General features: G+C 46.9%; 15 protein-coding genes. 13 read left to right on the forward strand and 2 right to left on the reverse strand.

The features are described 5' to 3' along the window. Window positions 1-15: 15 nt before the first annotated feature. Window positions 16-618, reverse strand: a complete 603-nt coding sequence (locus tag A3773_RS12265) for a cysteine hydrolase family protein (RefSeq protein WP_067986433.1) — start codon at window positions 616-618, stop codon at window positions 16-18. A 131-nt stretch (window positions 619-749) separates the two neighbouring features. On the opposite strand from A3773_RS12265, the gene A3773_RS12270 reads away from it, so the two are divergent. Beyond that, window positions 750-1,691 carry a GlxA family transcriptional regulator gene (locus A3773_RS12270; RefSeq protein WP_067986436.1) on the forward strand — a complete coding sequence of 314 codons (942 nt, stop codon included), beginning with the start codon at window positions 750-752 and terminating at the stop codon, window positions 1,689-1,691. Between the two features lie 12 nt (window positions 1,692-1,703). On the opposite strand, the gene A3773_RS12275 is transcribed toward A3773_RS12270, so the two are convergent. Then, window positions 1,704-3,248, reverse strand: a complete 1,545-nt coding sequence (locus A3773_RS12275; protein ID WP_156473526.1) for a hypothetical protein — start codon at window positions 3,246-3,248, stop codon at window positions 1,704-1,706. A gap of 240 nt (window positions 3,249-3,488) precedes the next feature. On the opposite strand from A3773_RS12275, the gene A3773_RS12280 reads away from it, so the two are divergent. From A3773_RS12280 to lipB, 12 genes are all read left to right on the forward strand, one after another. Further along, on the forward strand, window positions 3,489-4,745 hold the full coding sequence (locus tag A3773_RS12280) for a glutamate-5-semialdehyde dehydrogenase (RefSeq protein WP_067986440.1): 1,257 nt from the start codon (window positions 3,489-3,491) through the stop codon (window positions 4,743-4,745). After that, on the forward strand, window positions 4,711-5,403 hold the full coding sequence (gene nadD, locus A3773_RS12285; RefSeq protein WP_231902204.1) for a nicotinate-nucleotide adenylyltransferase: 693 nt from the start codon (window positions 4,711-4,713) through the stop codon (window positions 5,401-5,403). Before A3773_RS12280 ends, nadD begins: the two co-directional genes overlap by 35 nt. 9 nt (window positions 5,404-5,412) lie before the next feature. Next, on the forward strand, window positions 5,413-5,745 hold the full coding sequence (gene rsfS / locus A3773_RS12290; RefSeq protein ID WP_067986444.1) for a ribosome silencing factor: 333 nt from the start codon (window positions 5,413-5,415) through the stop codon (window positions 5,743-5,745). Between the two features lie 8 nt (window positions 5,746-5,753). Then, window positions 5,754-6,221, forward strand: a complete 468-nt coding sequence (rlmH, locus tag A3773_RS12295) for a 23S rRNA (pseudouridine(1915)-N(3))-methyltransferase RlmH (RefSeq protein ID WP_067986446.1) — start codon at window positions 5,754-5,756, stop codon at window positions 6,219-6,221. Between the two features lie 39 nt (window positions 6,222-6,260). Beyond that, window positions 6,261-8,156 (forward strand): penicillin-binding protein 2, encoded by a 1,896-nt coding sequence (mrdA, locus tag A3773_RS12300; RefSeq protein WP_067986447.1) that lies wholly within the window; start codon window positions 6,261-6,263, stop codon window positions 8,154-8,156. Continuing rightward, on the forward strand, window positions 8,149-9,291 hold the full coding sequence (gene rodA / locus A3773_RS12305; protein ID WP_231902210.1) for a rod shape-determining protein RodA: 1,143 nt from the start codon (window positions 8,149-8,151) through the stop codon (window positions 9,289-9,291). The genes mrdA and rodA overlap by 8 nt, the downstream gene beginning before the upstream one ends. Window positions 9,292-9,381: 90 nt before the next feature. Next, entirely contained in the window at window positions 9,382-10,572 is a 1,191-nt protein-coding gene (mltB, locus tag A3773_RS12310; RefSeq protein WP_067986451.1) for a lytic murein transglycosylase B, read from the forward strand. Window positions 10,573-10,580: 8 nt separating this feature from the next. Next, window positions 10,581-11,411: a septal ring lytic transglycosylase RlpA family protein gene (locus tag A3773_RS12315; protein ID WP_067986453.1), complete on the forward strand. Its 831-nt coding sequence runs from the start codon at window positions 10,581-10,583 to the stop codon at window positions 11,409-11,411. 124 nt (window positions 11,412-11,535) lie between these two features. Next, window positions 11,536-12,729, forward strand: a complete 1,194-nt coding sequence (locus tag A3773_RS12320; RefSeq protein WP_075109561.1) for a D-alanyl-D-alanine carboxypeptidase family protein — start codon at window positions 11,536-11,538, stop codon at window positions 12,727-12,729. 123 nt (window positions 12,730-12,852) lie between these two features. Next, window positions 12,853-13,707 carry a D-amino acid aminotransferase gene (locus A3773_RS12325; protein ID WP_067986455.1) on the forward strand — a complete coding sequence of 285 codons (855 nt, stop codon included), beginning with the start codon at window positions 12,853-12,855 and terminating at the stop codon, window positions 13,705-13,707. A 25-nt stretch (window positions 13,708-13,732) separates the two neighbouring features. Then, window positions 13,733-14,011, forward strand: a complete 279-nt coding sequence (locus A3773_RS12330; RefSeq protein ID WP_067986456.1) for a YbeD family protein — start codon at window positions 13,733-13,735, stop codon at window positions 14,009-14,011. After that, on the forward strand, window positions 14,011-14,658 hold the full coding sequence (gene lipB / locus A3773_RS12335; RefSeq protein ID WP_067986459.1) for a lipoyl(octanoyl) transferase LipB: 648 nt from the start codon (window positions 14,011-14,013) through the stop codon (window positions 14,656-14,658). The genes A3773_RS12330 and lipB overlap by 1 nt, the downstream gene beginning before the upstream one ends. The last annotated feature ends 2 nt before the right edge of the window (window positions 14,659-14,660 follow it).

Genomic DNA, 14,660 nt, shown 5'->3' on the forward strand with positions numbered 1-14,660 from the left:
TTAGTCAGGCATCCCTTAATCAGGAACATCGCTGACGGCTGGCACAACCGCTGAGGGTAGATCGGATAGGGCCGCTAAAGCTGCCTCATGGATCTGTGCAGCGGGAACATCTTTCCCTGTTACTTTTGATGGTAGTGCGCGTGTTGCTGTTGCAGAGGCTACGACTGTAGGGTTGTAGCCCAAGGTGAAAGCGGCGCGGGCCGTGGAGTTTACGCACATATGAGACATAAACCCGGCTAAGATTAGGTTTTTAACGCCGGCTTTCTGCAGCAGTTCCTCTAGCTCCGTTTGTGCAAAGGAGTTTGGGTAGTTCTTCGTGATAACCGCTTCGCCGTCAATCGGTGCAACGACATCAGCAATTTGGCCAATCGGCGCTGTAACGTCGTAAGGTGTGCCGGGGCCAGCATCATGTCTAATATGAAAAATAGGTCGGCCCGCTTGACGGAAACGCTCTAAAAGCTTTCTGCATTCAACTAATGCGGCTTCTACGCCCTCTAACTTCATGACCCCTTCACAGTACGTATTTTGCGCATCAATGATAATTAGGGCGGATTCCTGCACTGAGCTTGCTTCATGTCCAAGACCGGCAAGATCGCGAATAGTCGTTAACGTTGTCATAAAAACTTTCCTATCAATTTATGTGGCTAATTGAATTCTAAGTGTGGAACGATGGTTAGATCCTCGATCCCTATTATTCGATGATTTTAAACCATATACTGAGGGCGAAATTGGCATAAAAGAGGTTGAATATGACAATAAAGCAGGTTGAGATAGGTATAGTGCATTATCCTGGCGCATTGCTTTCGGCGGTTCAAGGGATTGCTGAGCAGTTTTATCTTGCGAATCAGATCTGCCGACAGCACGAGCTAGGTGATGTATTTAACACCTCAATGTGTGATAGCCAGCAGCTTAAGGAGGGTGATCAGGGGGTGTTTAAGCCGCTTAATGTCATTGTTTTACCGCCCTGTTTAGATGATAGCTACTATTCAAAACCTCAACCCGCACTGCTGGCGTGGTTAAAGCAGCAGCATAAAAATGGAGCGATCATCTGCTCGGTCTGTGCTGGTGCATTTGTATTGGCTGAAACCGGTTTGTTAGATGGCCGTAAGGTGACGACGCACTGGGCGTTAGCGGATGATTTTGCGAAGCGATTTCCGGCGGTTGAGCTTAATACGAATAAACTGCTCATAAACGATACGGATATTATTACGGCGGGCGGCTTAATGAGCTGGATCGACTTAGGTTTGGAGTTGGTCGCGCAGTTTACTAATTCTAAGATTATGCGCCAGTTGGGTAAGTTTCTGATTGTGGACACGGGTCCGCGAGAGCAAAGCTATTACCAGAGTTTTTCGCCAAAACTTGACCATGGTGATGAGGCTATTATTAAAGCGCAACATCACTTACAGCGTAACTTTCAGCAGACCGTTGTTATTCAGCAGTTGGCGGATCAATCCCATCTAACTGGGCGAACCTTTTTACGCCGCTTTGTGAAAGCGACCGGGCTAAAGCCGACCCAATATTTGCAGCGTCTTAGAATTCAGAAAGCGTGTGAGATTATTGAAACAAGCACAACCTCGTTTGAGAAGATCGCGGCGGAGGTCGGGTATGAAGATTTAAGTGCGTTTAGAAAAACGTTTACTAAAATTACCGGCCAGACCCCGACTGAGTTTAAAAAACGGTTTGTTAAGTAAACCTATCTGGGATTATGATTTTTTAAAGATTTTGGTGAGTAGGTGGTTCGCTTGTTTTTGCAGCAGCGCTTGATGCTTAGGCGTGACCTTTAACAGTAATACTTTGTCTTCATCTTCACGACGAATATCAGCCTGCTGTAGGAGTGCGCGTTTTAGGAGCGGGGCTTCAGTAAGCGCTGTATGGCTAATCAGCTCATTACTATTGGTGGTTCGAGTAAGGAAGTGAGCTTCCTCTTTTACTAATGTGTATTTGTCGTAGTGTCCACGAGAGAGCGACATCTGTAAGCTTAACACCGGCTGGAAACCTTTAATTCGCGCCTGATTGAACCCTTTGTACAGCAGGCTAAAGAGCATGGCTGCACAGAGTGCGTTAATGCCGTGGCTGTCTTTGTCATCTCTTAACTCAAAGCGCAGTAAGATATCCTGATTATCGAGTTGCTCAGCTTCACCGTTATAAATACGCGCGACCTGTTTCGCCAAGTGAAGGTAAACATTCAGTAAGGTCGCTTTCTCGTCTGGATGCATATTGTCTGAGCTGGCGGTCGTACTATCAATATAAAAAAGGTAGATCGCATCTTGGGGCGCTAAAAAGAGTTCCAGTTCATCTTCAAACGAGTAGAGGCCCAGTTGTATCTCTTTCCGTCCGCGTGCGGCTTCAGCGTCGGCACTTTTGAAGAGTGGATTCTCTGTTTTTATTGTGTTGGTGTCAGGGGCCGGAGCCTTGTTGATCGGCTCCTCTTCAACCGAGAACTCATCGGCTGTATCGGTTTGTTCGGTGTGCTCTAACTCTTGTGGATGATGCTCAAACTTCGGCATTTTGGGTGCATTGTTTGGCTCCGGTTTGAGCAGGTCGACTAACGCATTGGTGTGTAATTGATCACCTTGATTCAATTCATCGATTGAGCTGTCGTAGTCGGTATCAGTATCAGGCTCATTATTGTTGCTGACCGCTGGCGTGGGCTCAGACGGTGTATTGTCTGCTGCTTCCGCTGGGATTGGTTTAGTCGTTGTCTCATGGGTTGGCGCAGGTTGAGAGGGCTCTGGGCTGTCGAAGGTGAAGGTTTCACTCTGTATAGCCAGCGATTCTGAGAAGGTTAAACCGGATAGACGATCGGGTGTTGGGTTGTTTTCCGTCTCTTCGTCTTGATTGTCGGTATTAGTCGTGCGGCCAAAGAGCCAGATCGCCAATAATGTAAGTGCGGCAATGGCGCAAGCCAATAAGAGTAGAGGCCAAAATTGACTGCGTAGAATGGCCTCCAGAGGCTCGGGTGTTAGCCATAACGTGACGGTGGCGATGGTTTTTTCTTGTTGAATTAAGCGTTGTTGTAGCTTGATGTCGCTGACATCACCCGCTCTGGCAATGACGACACCGGATGGATCGGTGACTTGTAGCCCTTTGATATAAGGTATCTGCTGTAGCTCATTTAGCAGGTAGTTTAGGCTGACGCGATCATTCGAGAGGAGCAAGGGGCGAATTAAAATATCGCTATTTTGTGCGAGTGCTTTGCCGAGGTTTTGGGTTTCAGTATCGGCTTGTCTAGCCGTGGAAAACTGCATAAACGTGATGCCGAGAATTAACCCGGAAAATAGAATTAAGCCGACAATAACCAAAAGGTTTTGTGTTGAACGGTTTTTATTGAATCGACTAAAGGTCACAGGGCAAAATTAGCTCAAAAGAGATCGAAAGTCAGATAATAACAGTTCATTACGGCGAGTGTGAATATCAATTGCATTCTGACCATGACCGCACGTTGTATGGCGGGTATAATACTGGGCTTATTGATAGGAAGGACGGCGATGAACGTACAAGAATACATGATCGAATTAGGCGAAAACGCACGTGCTGCGGCTCGCTTAGTTGCAAAGGCAGATACCCGCTTGAAGAATCAGGCATTGTTGGCAATGGCTGATGCGATCGACAGTAGCCGACCGGAACTGCATGCGGCGAATGCTATAGATCTAGATAATGGCCGTAATAACGGTTTAGATTCGGCGATGTTAGATCGTTTAGAACTAACGGACGCACGAATCGATACAATGATCGAAGGTCTTCGCCAAGTGGCTACACTGCCTGACCCTGTTGGCGCGATTAATGATCTTAAATATCTACCGAGTGGTATCCAAGTCGGTAAGATGCGCGTGCCTTTAGGTGTGATCGGTATTATTTATGAATCCCGTCCTAATGTAACGGTAGAGGCTGCGAGTCTGTGCCTTAAATCGGGTAATGCGACCATTTTGCGCGGGGGATCTGAAGCGATTAACTCTAATCAGGCTGTCGCTCGCTGCATAAAACAAGGTTTAAAGGTCGCAGGCTTACCTGAAAATGCAGTCCAAGTGGTTGAAACGACGGATCGAGAAGCGGTGGGTCAGATGATTACAATGCCCGAATATGTGGATGTCATTGTACCTCGAGGCGGCAAAGGGCTTATCGAACGTGTTTCGCGTGATGCTAAGGTGGCGGTAATTAAACACCTTGATGGTATCTGTCATGTGTATATAGATGATCAAGCGGATGCGGGTAAAGCGGTGAATGTTGCGTTGAATGCAAAAACTCACCGTTATGGCACCTGTAATACAATGGAAACCCTGTTAGTGCATAGCGCCATTGCACCTGAACTCTTGTCAGAACTATCTGAACGCTATCAAGCTGCGGGTGTCGAACTAAGAGGCTGTGAACGGACGCGTGCGTTACTACCGCTGATTAATAAAGCGACTGAAGCGGATTGGGAAACTGAATATTTAGCCCCTATCTTGTCGATTAAATTGGTCGACTCGATGGATGAAGCGATCACCCATATTAATCGTTATGGCTCACACCATACCGATTCGATTATTACTGAAAACTATACAAAATCACGTGCGTTTTTACGTGAAGTGGATTCAAGTTCAGTGATGGTGAATGCTTCCACCCGTTTTGCTGACGGTTTTGAATATGGTTTAGGCGCTGAAATTGGCATCTCGACCGATAAAATTCATGCGCGTGGCCCTGTTGGCCTGAATGGTTTGACCTCAGAAAAGTATGTTGTTCTGGGTGATGGGCATATTAGGCAGTAATGAGTGTATGACGGTTAATGCTTATGTGTTTATGGGGGGGACGTTTGACCCTATCCATAACGGCCACTTAAGGACTGCGTTAGAGCTACAACAGTGGATGGGTGTTGAGAAGGTGTGTTTAATACCTTCAAAAGACCCTGTCCATCGCGCAACCCCAGGTAGAAGCGCAGAGCAACGCCTAAAAATGGTAGAATTGGCGGTTGCCGATGAGCCTGCGTTGGCGGCAGATGACCGAGAAATTAAGTCCAAAAATCCATCGTATTCATTACATACGTTAGAATCGATCCGTAGTGAGCTCGGTGCCGATGTGCCGATCTGCATGATTATGGGGATGGATGCATATCAGACGTTGCCCCATTGGCATGAATGGCAACGCTTTACTGATTTTGCCCACCTGATTGTGGTTAAGCGGCCCGGTTATAGTATGCCGCAGTGTGATGAATTAACGATGTTTACTGAAAAGCACCAAGCTGAGAATTTACAGCAAGTTCTGTCAACGCCTGCTGGGTTTGTGCTTTTCCACGAGTTGACCCCCATTGGGGTTTCAGCTACCCAGATTCGCCAAACTATAGCGCAGGGGCATTCCCCGCGTTATCTGTTTCCAGATCAAGTTTGGCACTATATCCAAGACAACCGTCTGTACGGTTTAACTAATTGAAGCGAAATAATGCAAACTGAAAAAATAATTGAGATTGTTCATAACGCCCTAGAAGATATGAAAGCAAAAGAGATCGTTGATCTTGATGTGCGAGGCCGCTCCACCGTTACCGATTATATGGTTATTGCGAGTGGTACCTCTAAACGTCACGTGGGGGCGATTGCGGAAGAAGTGGGTATTCAAATTAAAGCGGCCGGTCTTTTGCCTTTAGGCTCTGAAGGCCAAAGTGTCAGTGATTGGATACTGGTCGACTTAGGCGATGTGGTTGTACATATCATGATGCCGGATGCGCGTGATTTCTATGATTTAGAACGCCTATGGGGCGTTGAAAAAGACGCATAAAACTTTTTATGAAAATTCGGATCATAGCTGTTGGTGGAAAGATGCCTTCATGGGTAAATGAAGGCTATCGCGAGTATGAGAAGCGCCTACCTAATGACTTTCAATTAGAGATGATTGAGTTGCCTTTAGGACATCGAGGCAAAAGCAGTGACGTGGCGAAAGCCAAAAAGCAGGAGGGCGACCAAATGCTTGCGGCGATCCCCAAAGGGGACCGTGTTATCGCTTTAGAAGTCTTAGGGAAAAACTGGTCAACTGAGCAACTCGCGGCACAAGTTGAAGATTGGCGTATGGATGGACGTAACATTAGTTTGTTAATCGGTGGTCCTGATGGCTTAGATAGCCGTTGTTCCGCGATAGCGGATCAAAAATGGTCACTGTCTGCGTTAACCTTACCCCACCCATTGGTCCGTGTGATGCTAGCTGAGCAACTTTATCGTGCTTGGACTGTCATTCAAGGTCATCCTTATCATAAATAAGATTGTTTAACGTATCGATATGAAGAAGCACTAACGGATATGGCAGCAGAGCGCCTAAAAGACCACTCAAAAGAGAGTCGCACGTTTAAAGCGCGTGCCGTACTGGCATTTTTTGTTGTGATTGTGATGTTATGTGTGCTGGTGGTACGGCTCTATTACTTGCAAGTGATAGAGCATGACCGCTATGCGGCGATGTCGGAAGCTAACCGCGTACAGTTGCAGCCCGTACCGCCTACACGGGGGCTGATTTATGACCGCAATGGTGTGCTGCTGGCCGATAATCGGCCAAGTTACAGTGTTACGATCTTAAAAGAGGAGGTTAGCGACCTTGATGCCACTTTGGCTGAGTTGCAATCCCTCATTCCGTTGACTGAGCGTGAAATTGAAAGTTTTAAAAAGCGCTTATATCAACGCCGCAGACCTTTTGAATCGATTCCCGTTCGTTTCCGTTTAACGGAAGATGAAATTGCCAAAATCTCAGTAAACTATCACCGTTTGCCCGGCGTTCGTGTCGAGGCCGAATTAATACGTTATTACCCTTATGGCGCTTCGCTGGTTCATGCGATGGGTTATGTTGGGCGTATTAATGAGAAAGAGCTGGGCCGTGTGGATCCCACCAACTATGCCGCAACCCATTACATCGGCAAGCTGGGGATTGAGAAGTTTTACGAAGACAAGCTACATGGTGAAGTGGGCTTTCAGAAAGTAGAAACTAACGCCCGTGGCCGTGTCATGCGCGTATTGGAGCGGAGTGATCCGCGTCCAGGTAGTGACATTGTTTTACATCTGGATCTGCGCTTACAGCAGATTACCGAAAAGTTGTTGGAGGGGCGACGCGCGTCCGTTGTGGCGATCGACCCTAAAACAGGCGGGATTTTGACCTTGGTGTCTACTCCCGCATATGATCCTAATATGTTTGTGACCGGTATCTCGTCGAAAAATTATAATGCGTTACGGGAATCACCGGACCTTCCACTGTTTAACCGTGCTATCCGTGGTCGTTACCCGCCCGGCTCCACCATCAAGCCGATCATTGCTCTATCCGCGATTGATAGCGGCATTGTCACCCCAAGTTATACAATTTTTGATCCCGGTTGGTACTCGTTAACCCACGGTGGTCGTAAATACCGAGATTGGAAAAAGGTCGGGCATGGTCGGGTCAATATGTATGATGCGATCGCCCAGTCGTGTGATACTTGGTTCTATGATGTGTCCCATAAAATGGGGGTCGACCCTATGTCAAAATACTTAGGTATGTTTGGCTTTGGTCACGTTACCAGTTTGGACCTGCCTGAAGCGCTTGGCGCGATATTACCGTCTAAAGAGTGGAAGAAAAAATCACGTAAAACCTCTTGGTATACCGGTGACTCGTTAAATATGAGTATCGGGCAGGGGTTCTTTGTGGCTACGCCTTTACAGTTAGCGACAGCGATGGCGGTTATTGCTAACCGAGGTGAGTGGATTGCGCCGCGGATGTTAAAAGGCACAAAGATCATTAATGATGCCGGTGCCGAAGTGTTAGAGAAACCCGATTTTTCGGGTGGCAAACTACCGCCAGCGGATGTGGTGCTTAATAAAGATAAGCATTGGAATGACATTATTAAAGGCATGCGTGACGTGATGCACTCTAAACGGGGTACAGCCCGACGCGCGGGTGCTAATTCTAGTTATGAAATTGCCGGTAAAACGGGGACTGCGCAGGTGGTCGGCATTAAACAGGATGCCGTGTATGACGCTGATAAATTAGCAGAGATTCATCGCGACCATGCGTTGTTTGTTGCATTTGCGCCAGTGGAAGACCCTAAAATTGCGATCGCTGTGATTGTTGAGAACGGTGGTGGCGGTTCAAGTACGGCAGCGCCTATTGCGCGTAAGATTCTTGATGCGTACCTCCTCGGTACGGATCCATTAGTTGAGGCTAAGGATGATAAGTAATCGTGAATTTGAGCGCTATATGCCAGAAGCGCATGATCACCTTCGTCAACGCCCGAGTCTTTGGAGTTACACCCGTTTAGATGGCTGGCTGCTTTTGCTGCTGTTTTTACTCTGTGGTTTTGGTTTGTTTGTGCTTTATAGCGCCTCGGGCCAAGATATGGGGTATGTCACCCGCCAAGCGATACGTATGTGTGCGGGCTTTGTGGTGATGGTTTTTCTAGCCCAGCTGACACCGCGATTTTTTGGCCGTTGGGCACTTTGGCTTTATGTTATCGGGGTCGCGTTACTGGTATGTGTCATGCTCTTTGGGGTTGGGGCAAAAGGTGCGCAGCGGTGGATTGCGCTCCCAGGCTTTAGGTTTCAGCCCTCAGAGATTATGAAGCTTATATTGCCGCTAACCGTTGCCTATTATCTCGCGCATCGGCCGCTACCGCCGAGCTTTAAACATGTTTTTATTAGTTTGGCGCTGATCGGTGTGCCAACCGTATTGATTATGAAGCAGCCTGACCTTGGCACCTCCTTACTGATTGCACTATCGGGTGTGTTTGTTCTTTTACTCTCAGGCATCTTATGGCGTTATATCCTGATTGCTGTAGGGATCGGGGCGGCTGCACTGCCTGGCTTATGGGCGGTGATGAAAGATTATCAGCGGCAGCGAGTCTTGACCTTTCTTGACCCCGAAAGCGATCCGTTAGGGTCCGGTTGGAATATTATTCAGTCGAAAACAGCGATTGGTTCAGGGGGCATTGACGGTAAGGGCTGGCTGAGTGGCACGCAATCACAGCTCGATTTTTTACCTGAATCACATACCGATTTTATTATAGCGGTGGTTGCTGAGGAACTTGGCCTCATTGGCGTACTCATATTATTAACGTTATACCTGCTGATCATTGCGCGCGGGCTGGTTATTGCGGCAAGAGCGCCTGATAGTTTTGGTCGTTTGTTGGCAGGTAGTCTAATTTTAACCTTCTTTGTTTATGTTTTTGTCAATATAGGTATGGTGAGTGGCTTGTTACCTGTTGTGGGGGTGCCGCTTCCTATGGTTAGCTATGGTGGTACATCTATTGTTACGCTGATGGCGGGCTTTGGGATGATTATGTCGGTCTATAGTTATAGAACCATGCTTCTAAAATAAGGTTGTCTAGGTGTATGAGCCTAAGCGGGTTGGTGTGAGCATCGGGTATTGATGTGTTTATCGTGTGTCTATTGTTTTTGGGAGTGTAGAGTGAATCAGTCTTTATTATTTACGGTTATTGTGTCGGTCAGTCTTTTTCTTAATGGTTGTGCTACTTCAACAGAGCCATCCGCTGCTGCGACAGAAAAGGAAAGTGTAAAAAAAGACGTGGACAGTTCGGCGGTAAAACCAAGTCAGCCGGTATCGAAGCCTACGGTGAAGCAGGCTAAGCCGGTTAAACCCGCAGTAGAAGAAACATTGGTTGAACCCCCTCTGACTGGTTCATATGTGGATTATCCACAAGCCAAAGAGTTTATTGCTGAGATGAGCGCGGAAGGCTTTAGTGAAGCCTATTTAAAAGAGGTGTTAGGCGAGGCCAAACGCCAGCAGTCAATCTTAAAAGCGATCTCCCGTCCGGCTGAAAAAAGCTTAACATGGGGCGAATACCGTAAGATCTTTATACAAGATAAACGCATTAAGCAGGGTGTCCAGTTCTGGCAGGAAAATCAGGAAGCGTTGACCCGTGCTGAGCAAACTTATGGTGTGCCTGCCGAGGTGATTGTCTCAATCATTGGTGTTGAAACACGTTATGGCCGCATTATGGGGAGTTATCGTGTGTTAGATGCGGTGGCAACCTTAGGCTTTGATTACCCGCGACGCAGTGAATTTTTTCTTGGCCAATTAAAAGAGTATCTTCGTCTTGTGAAAGAGGAAGGCACCGATATTACTGCGCATAAGGGATCTTATGCCGGGGCAATGGGCTTTGGGCAGTTTATTCCATCCAGCTATCGTAGTTTTGCTGTCGATTTTGATAATGATGGTAAACGGGATATTTGGAACAATAAAACCGATGCGATCGGTAGTGTTGCTAACTATTTTGCTAAACACGGGTGGGCTGCGGGCGAGCCTGTCATTAGCGGAGTTTCATTTAACAAGCCAACGGATGAGTCTTGGTTTAGCCAAGGCCGTGCAGGGTTGATTCCAGAGCTCACGATTGCTGATTGGCAGCAGCGAGGCGTTGAGCCTGAACTGACACTTCCACCCGAAGGTAAAGCGATTTTGATGCGTTTAGAGATGGGTGAGGATGAGCAGTATTGGTTAGGGCTGCATAATTTCTACGTTATCACGCGTTATAATCACAGCAAGCTATATGCGATGGCGGTCTATCGTTTAAGTGAGCAGGTGAAAATGGCATATGAAAAGGCCACTCCGGTCGAATCTACAGTAAAAAATAAGAAGTAGAGTTAATTATGTATAAAAAGCTCCTTGTTTTTGGGTTGATTGGATTGCTGGCGGGTTGCTCCTCAACGAGTGAAAATAGTGGCCGCTACTCAATGAGGCACGATAAAGCGCCGGACGCGCCGGTTGATGTGTCCCATGTGAAGGATGCTGTGCCACGCATCGAGTCTAAAAGCCGAGGAGGAAATAAGAGTCCTTATACGGTATTAGGCAAACAGTACTCTGTGATGTCGAGTTCTCTGGGGTATATCGCAACCGGGACAGCGTCTTGGTATGGTCGTAAATTCCACGGTCACCAAACCTCTAATGGTGAGGTGTATGATATGTATAAGATGTCAGCGGCCCATAAAAGTTTGCCGTTGCCTACTTATCTACGTGTCACCAATCTGGCTAATGGCCGCCAAGTTATCGTGAGAGTGAATGATCGAGGCCCTTTCCATGATGACCGTTTGATCGATCTTTCTTATGCGGCTGCGTCCAAGCTTGATATGTTAAGCAAAGGTACTGCGCATGTGAAAATTGAAGCCATTGATCCGCGTGCATGGCAAAACACGGGTGCGGTTATCGCCACGCCGGTGGCTGAGCAGCAGACGTCCGTGGCTGGAAAGTATTTACAGGTAGGCGCGTATTCTAGTCGTGCGTCGGCCGAGTATGTGGAAAGCCAGCTAAGGCCTTTGCTTAAAGAGTTAGCGGTGATTATTCGTCCCGTTACTAATAGTCAGGGTGTTGTGTTGCATCGGGTTCAAATAGGCCCTTTAAAGAGTACAACATCGCTGACAGATTTAACTCAACAGGTCGAACAAATGGGCTATGCAACCCCTCGCTTGGTGGACTTCCCTTAATAGCTTAAGTACAGTTACCTGCGGCGTTGAGTGGACTTAAAGTAATTCTGAAACTTAGGTGATTTTGTCTGTTGTAGTAGATAATAAACAGTGAAATTGCGTAGGTTTCTTTAATCGTTTTTGGATGAACATGTTTAATAAGGTTGGGTTTAAAAAGGTGTTTTCTAGTCAAATTTCAAAAGTATTAAGACTGCTGTTTTTGACGGTTGCTATCGTCAATGTGGCACACGGGGCGAGCTTAATTCCAGCGGAGCCGCAGATTGCTGCCACGGCATACCTTGTTATCGATGCGGATACAGGCAAGATTATCGCGGCTAAAAACGAGAATGAGCGATTTGCACCGGCCAGCCTGACTAAAATGATGACGGCTTATATCCTTGAGTACGAACTGAATAAAGGCAATGTAAGCACAGAAGACTTAGTCTTAATCAGCGAGAAAGCGTGGCGTACACAAGGTTCGCGCATGTTTATTCGTGAGGGAACGCAAGTTCGCTTGGGTGACCTGATGAAGGGGATCGTTATTCAATCGGGTAACGATGCGTCTGTTGCTGCCGCAGAACATATTGCGGGCAGTGAAGCGGCGTTTGCTGATCTAATGAATCAACACGCTAAACTTTTAGGTATGCGTAATACTAACTTTATGAACGCGACAGGATTACCGGCTGAAGGTCATGAATCGTCTGCGTTTGACTTAGCGTTATTGGCTAAAGCGATTATTCAAGATTTCCCTGAGCATTACGGTATCTATTCAGAGAAGTATTTTACCTATAATAAAATCCGTCAGCCTAACCGTAATAAACTGCTTTGGCGTGATAAAACCGTTGATGGATTAAAAACGGGTCATACGGATGCGGCGGGCTATTGCTTGGTTGCGTCGGCAAAACGTGATGGTATGCGTTTAATCTCCGTTGTACTGGGTACCTCAGATGAAGAGGCGCGTGCACGTGAGAGCCAGAAGTTATTATCTTATGCGTTCCGTTATTACCGTACACATCAGCTGTATAAAAGTAATGTGGTCTTGAACACAACGAAAGTGTGGTCAGGGACGCAAGACCAGCTACGGATGGGCATTGCTGAATCACTGTCGGTTACTATTCCACGTGGTCAGGCTGATAAGTTACAAGCGACAATGGACGTTGATCGTGTTGTCACCGCACCGATTGCTCAAGGTCAAGAACTTGGTAAAGTCCGTGTTACCTTAGATGGTGAACTCGTTACTGAAGTGCCGTTAGTGGCGATGGAAGCGATTCCTGAAGCGGGCTTATTGAAGCGTATCTGGCACGCGATCTTGTTGTTCTTTACCAGTCTAATTGGGTAAGAATTAGACGCTAGCCCTTTAAAAATTGCACGGACGCCCGCATTTATAGTAAAAGCCGAAGCGAAAGTTTACTACTTTTGCCAGTGCTTCTAACATAGATGCGGGTGTTTGCGTTTAGGTAATATGAATATAGTCTATCTCAATGGCGAGTTTTTACCGGCAGATGAAGCAAAGGTCTCGGTCTTTGATCGTGGTTTTCTGTTTGGCGATAGTGTGTATGAGGTTATCCCTTTCTATCAGGGTGTGGGCTTTCGGCTGCAAGCGCATTTAGAGCGTTTGAACCACAGTTTACGCGCGGTGCGGATTAAAAACGAGGGTAACTGGAATGAGATTCTAGATACGCTTGTTCGGAAAAATGGCGGCGGTAACTTATCGGTTTACCTACAAGTGACCCGTGGGAATGCGGGTAAACGAAGCCATGCTTATGATGATTCATTAGAACCAACGGTTTTTGCTTGTTGTACGCCGATAAAAGATGTCTGGGGTGAGGGCGCGGAGAGTGTTGTTCCACTAAAAGCGATCGTCACAGAAGATCTACGCTGGCACCGTTGTGATATCAAATCGACCTGTTTGTTACCGAATATTTTGGTATTGCAGCAAGCAAAAGATGAAGGCGTTCAAGAAGCCCTATTTTCACGTAACGATAAGCTTACGGAAGGTTCCGCCTGCAACCTGTTCTTAGTGAAGCGTGGTGTGCTTTATACGCCTAAGCGCAGTTCGGAGATTTTGGGGGGCATTACCCGTGAGCTGGTGCTTGAGTTAGCAGATAAGCATGCGATTCAGTTTCAAGAAGTCGATATAGATTATGAACAGCTTCTTTCTGCAGACGAAGTTTGGGTGTCTAGCTCAACGCGTGGTGTTGTGCCGGTGGTGGAAGTTGATGGGCAGGTGATTGGTGACGGTCATCCGGGGCCTATATGGCAGAAAATGTTTGAATTCTTTGCTGCTTTTCAACGTAAGTTGATGAGGGGTGAGTGAATGTTAGTGATCAGTGGTATTTATAATGACAGTTAAGCAGCAGGAACCCCCTAAAATTGAATTTCCGTGCCCTGACTACCCTATTAAGGTGGTTGGCCGGAACGATGATGATTTTCGTGAGTTCGTGATTGATATTGTTCAGGTCCATGTGCCTGATTTCGACTTTACCTCTGTCACTATACAAGACAGTCGTAACGGTACGTTCCAATCAGTACGATTTACGATTACCGCTCAAGGTGTGGAGCAGTTGGCCGCACTGCATGAAGCATTAATTGCTTCTGATCGCGTAAAAATGGTGATTTGATGCTGTCAGATCAGCTAATTGTACGGGATCTTGGTTTATTGCCTTACGAGCCTACGTGGTTACGTATGCAGGCATTTACTAATGAGCGTGACGCAGACGCCGTCGATGAGATTTGGTCTTTACAGCATGAGCCTGTGTTTACACAGGGGCAAGCGGGTAAGCAGGAGCATCTTTTAAATCCGGGTGATATCCCGGTTGTGCAAGTTGATCGTGGTGGTCAAGTGACGTATCACGGTCCTGGGCAAGCGATCGTCTACTTAATGCTTAATCTTAAGCGTAAAAAAGTTGGCGTACGTGAGTTGGTGACGATAATGGAAGATGCCGTTGTCAACACACTGAATGACTTTCAGGTTAAAGCGTATGCCAAGCCGGATGCGCCTGGGGTTTATGTTGATGATAGAAAGATCGCTTCGCTGGGTTTGAGAGTTCGGCGTGGCTGTTCGTTTCATGGTCTTGCATTGAACCTCGCGATGGACTTAGAGCCTTTTTTAAGAATAAATCCATGTGGATACGCGGGCATGGAAATGACACAGTTAGGTATGTTGGTAGAGGGCCTTGATCAGGCCCAAGCAAGCCAGTGCTTACTTAACCATTTGATTAGTAAACTCGGGTATTCAGAAGTCACCCGAAAAACCACTCTGGATTGAGT

The organism is Neptuniibacter pectenicola (assembly GCF_001597735.1).
In the GTDB taxonomy this organism is placed as follows: Bacteria; Pseudomonadota; Gammaproteobacteria; order Pseudomonadales; family Balneatricaceae; genus Neptuniibacter; species Neptuniibacter pectenicola.

Coding starts and splice junctions, on each gene's coding strand:
- A3773_RS12265 (WP_067986433.1), bottom strand. CDS start 618: ATGACAACGTTAACGACTATTCGCGATCTTGCCGGTCTTGGACATGAA.
- A3773_RS12270 (WP_067986436.1), top strand. CDS start 750: ATGACAATAAAGCAGGTTGAGATAGGTATAGTGCATTATCCTGGCGCA.
- A3773_RS12275 (WP_156473526.1), bottom strand. CDS start 3,248: ATGCAGTTTTCCACGGCTAGACAAGCCGATACTGAAACCCAAAACCTC.
- A3773_RS12280 (WP_067986440.1), top strand. CDS start 3,489: ATGAACGTACAAGAATACATGATCGAATTAGGCGAAAACGCACGTGCT.
- nadD (WP_231902204.1), top strand. CDS start 4,711: ATGTTGTTCTGGGTGATGGGCATATTAGGCAGTAATGAGTGTATGACG.
- rsfS (WP_067986444.1), top strand. CDS start 5,413: ATGCAAACTGAAAAAATAATTGAGATTGTTCATAACGCCCTAGAAGAT.
- rlmH (WP_067986446.1), top strand. CDS start 5,754: ATGAAAATTCGGATCATAGCTGTTGGTGGAAAGATGCCTTCATGGGTA.
- mrdA (WP_067986447.1), top strand. CDS start 6,261: ATGGCAGCAGAGCGCCTAAAAGACCACTCAAAAGAGAGTCGCACGTTT.
- A3773_RS12315 (WP_067986453.1), top strand. CDS start 10,581: ATGTATAAAAAGCTCCTTGTTTTTGGGTTGATTGGATTGCTGGCGGGT.
- A3773_RS12320 (WP_075109561.1), top strand. CDS start 11,536: ATGAACATGTTTAATAAGGTTGGGTTTAAAAAGGTGTTTTCTAGTCAA.
- A3773_RS12325 (WP_067986455.1), top strand. CDS start 12,853: ATGAATATAGTCTATCTCAATGGCGAGTTTTTACCGGCAGATGAAGCA.
- A3773_RS12330 (WP_067986456.1), top strand. CDS start 13,733: ATGACAGTTAAGCAGCAGGAACCCCCTAAAATTGAATTTCCGTGCCCT.
- lipB (WP_067986459.1), top strand. CDS start 14,011: ATGCTGTCAGATCAGCTAATTGTACGGGATCTTGGTTTATTGCCTTAC.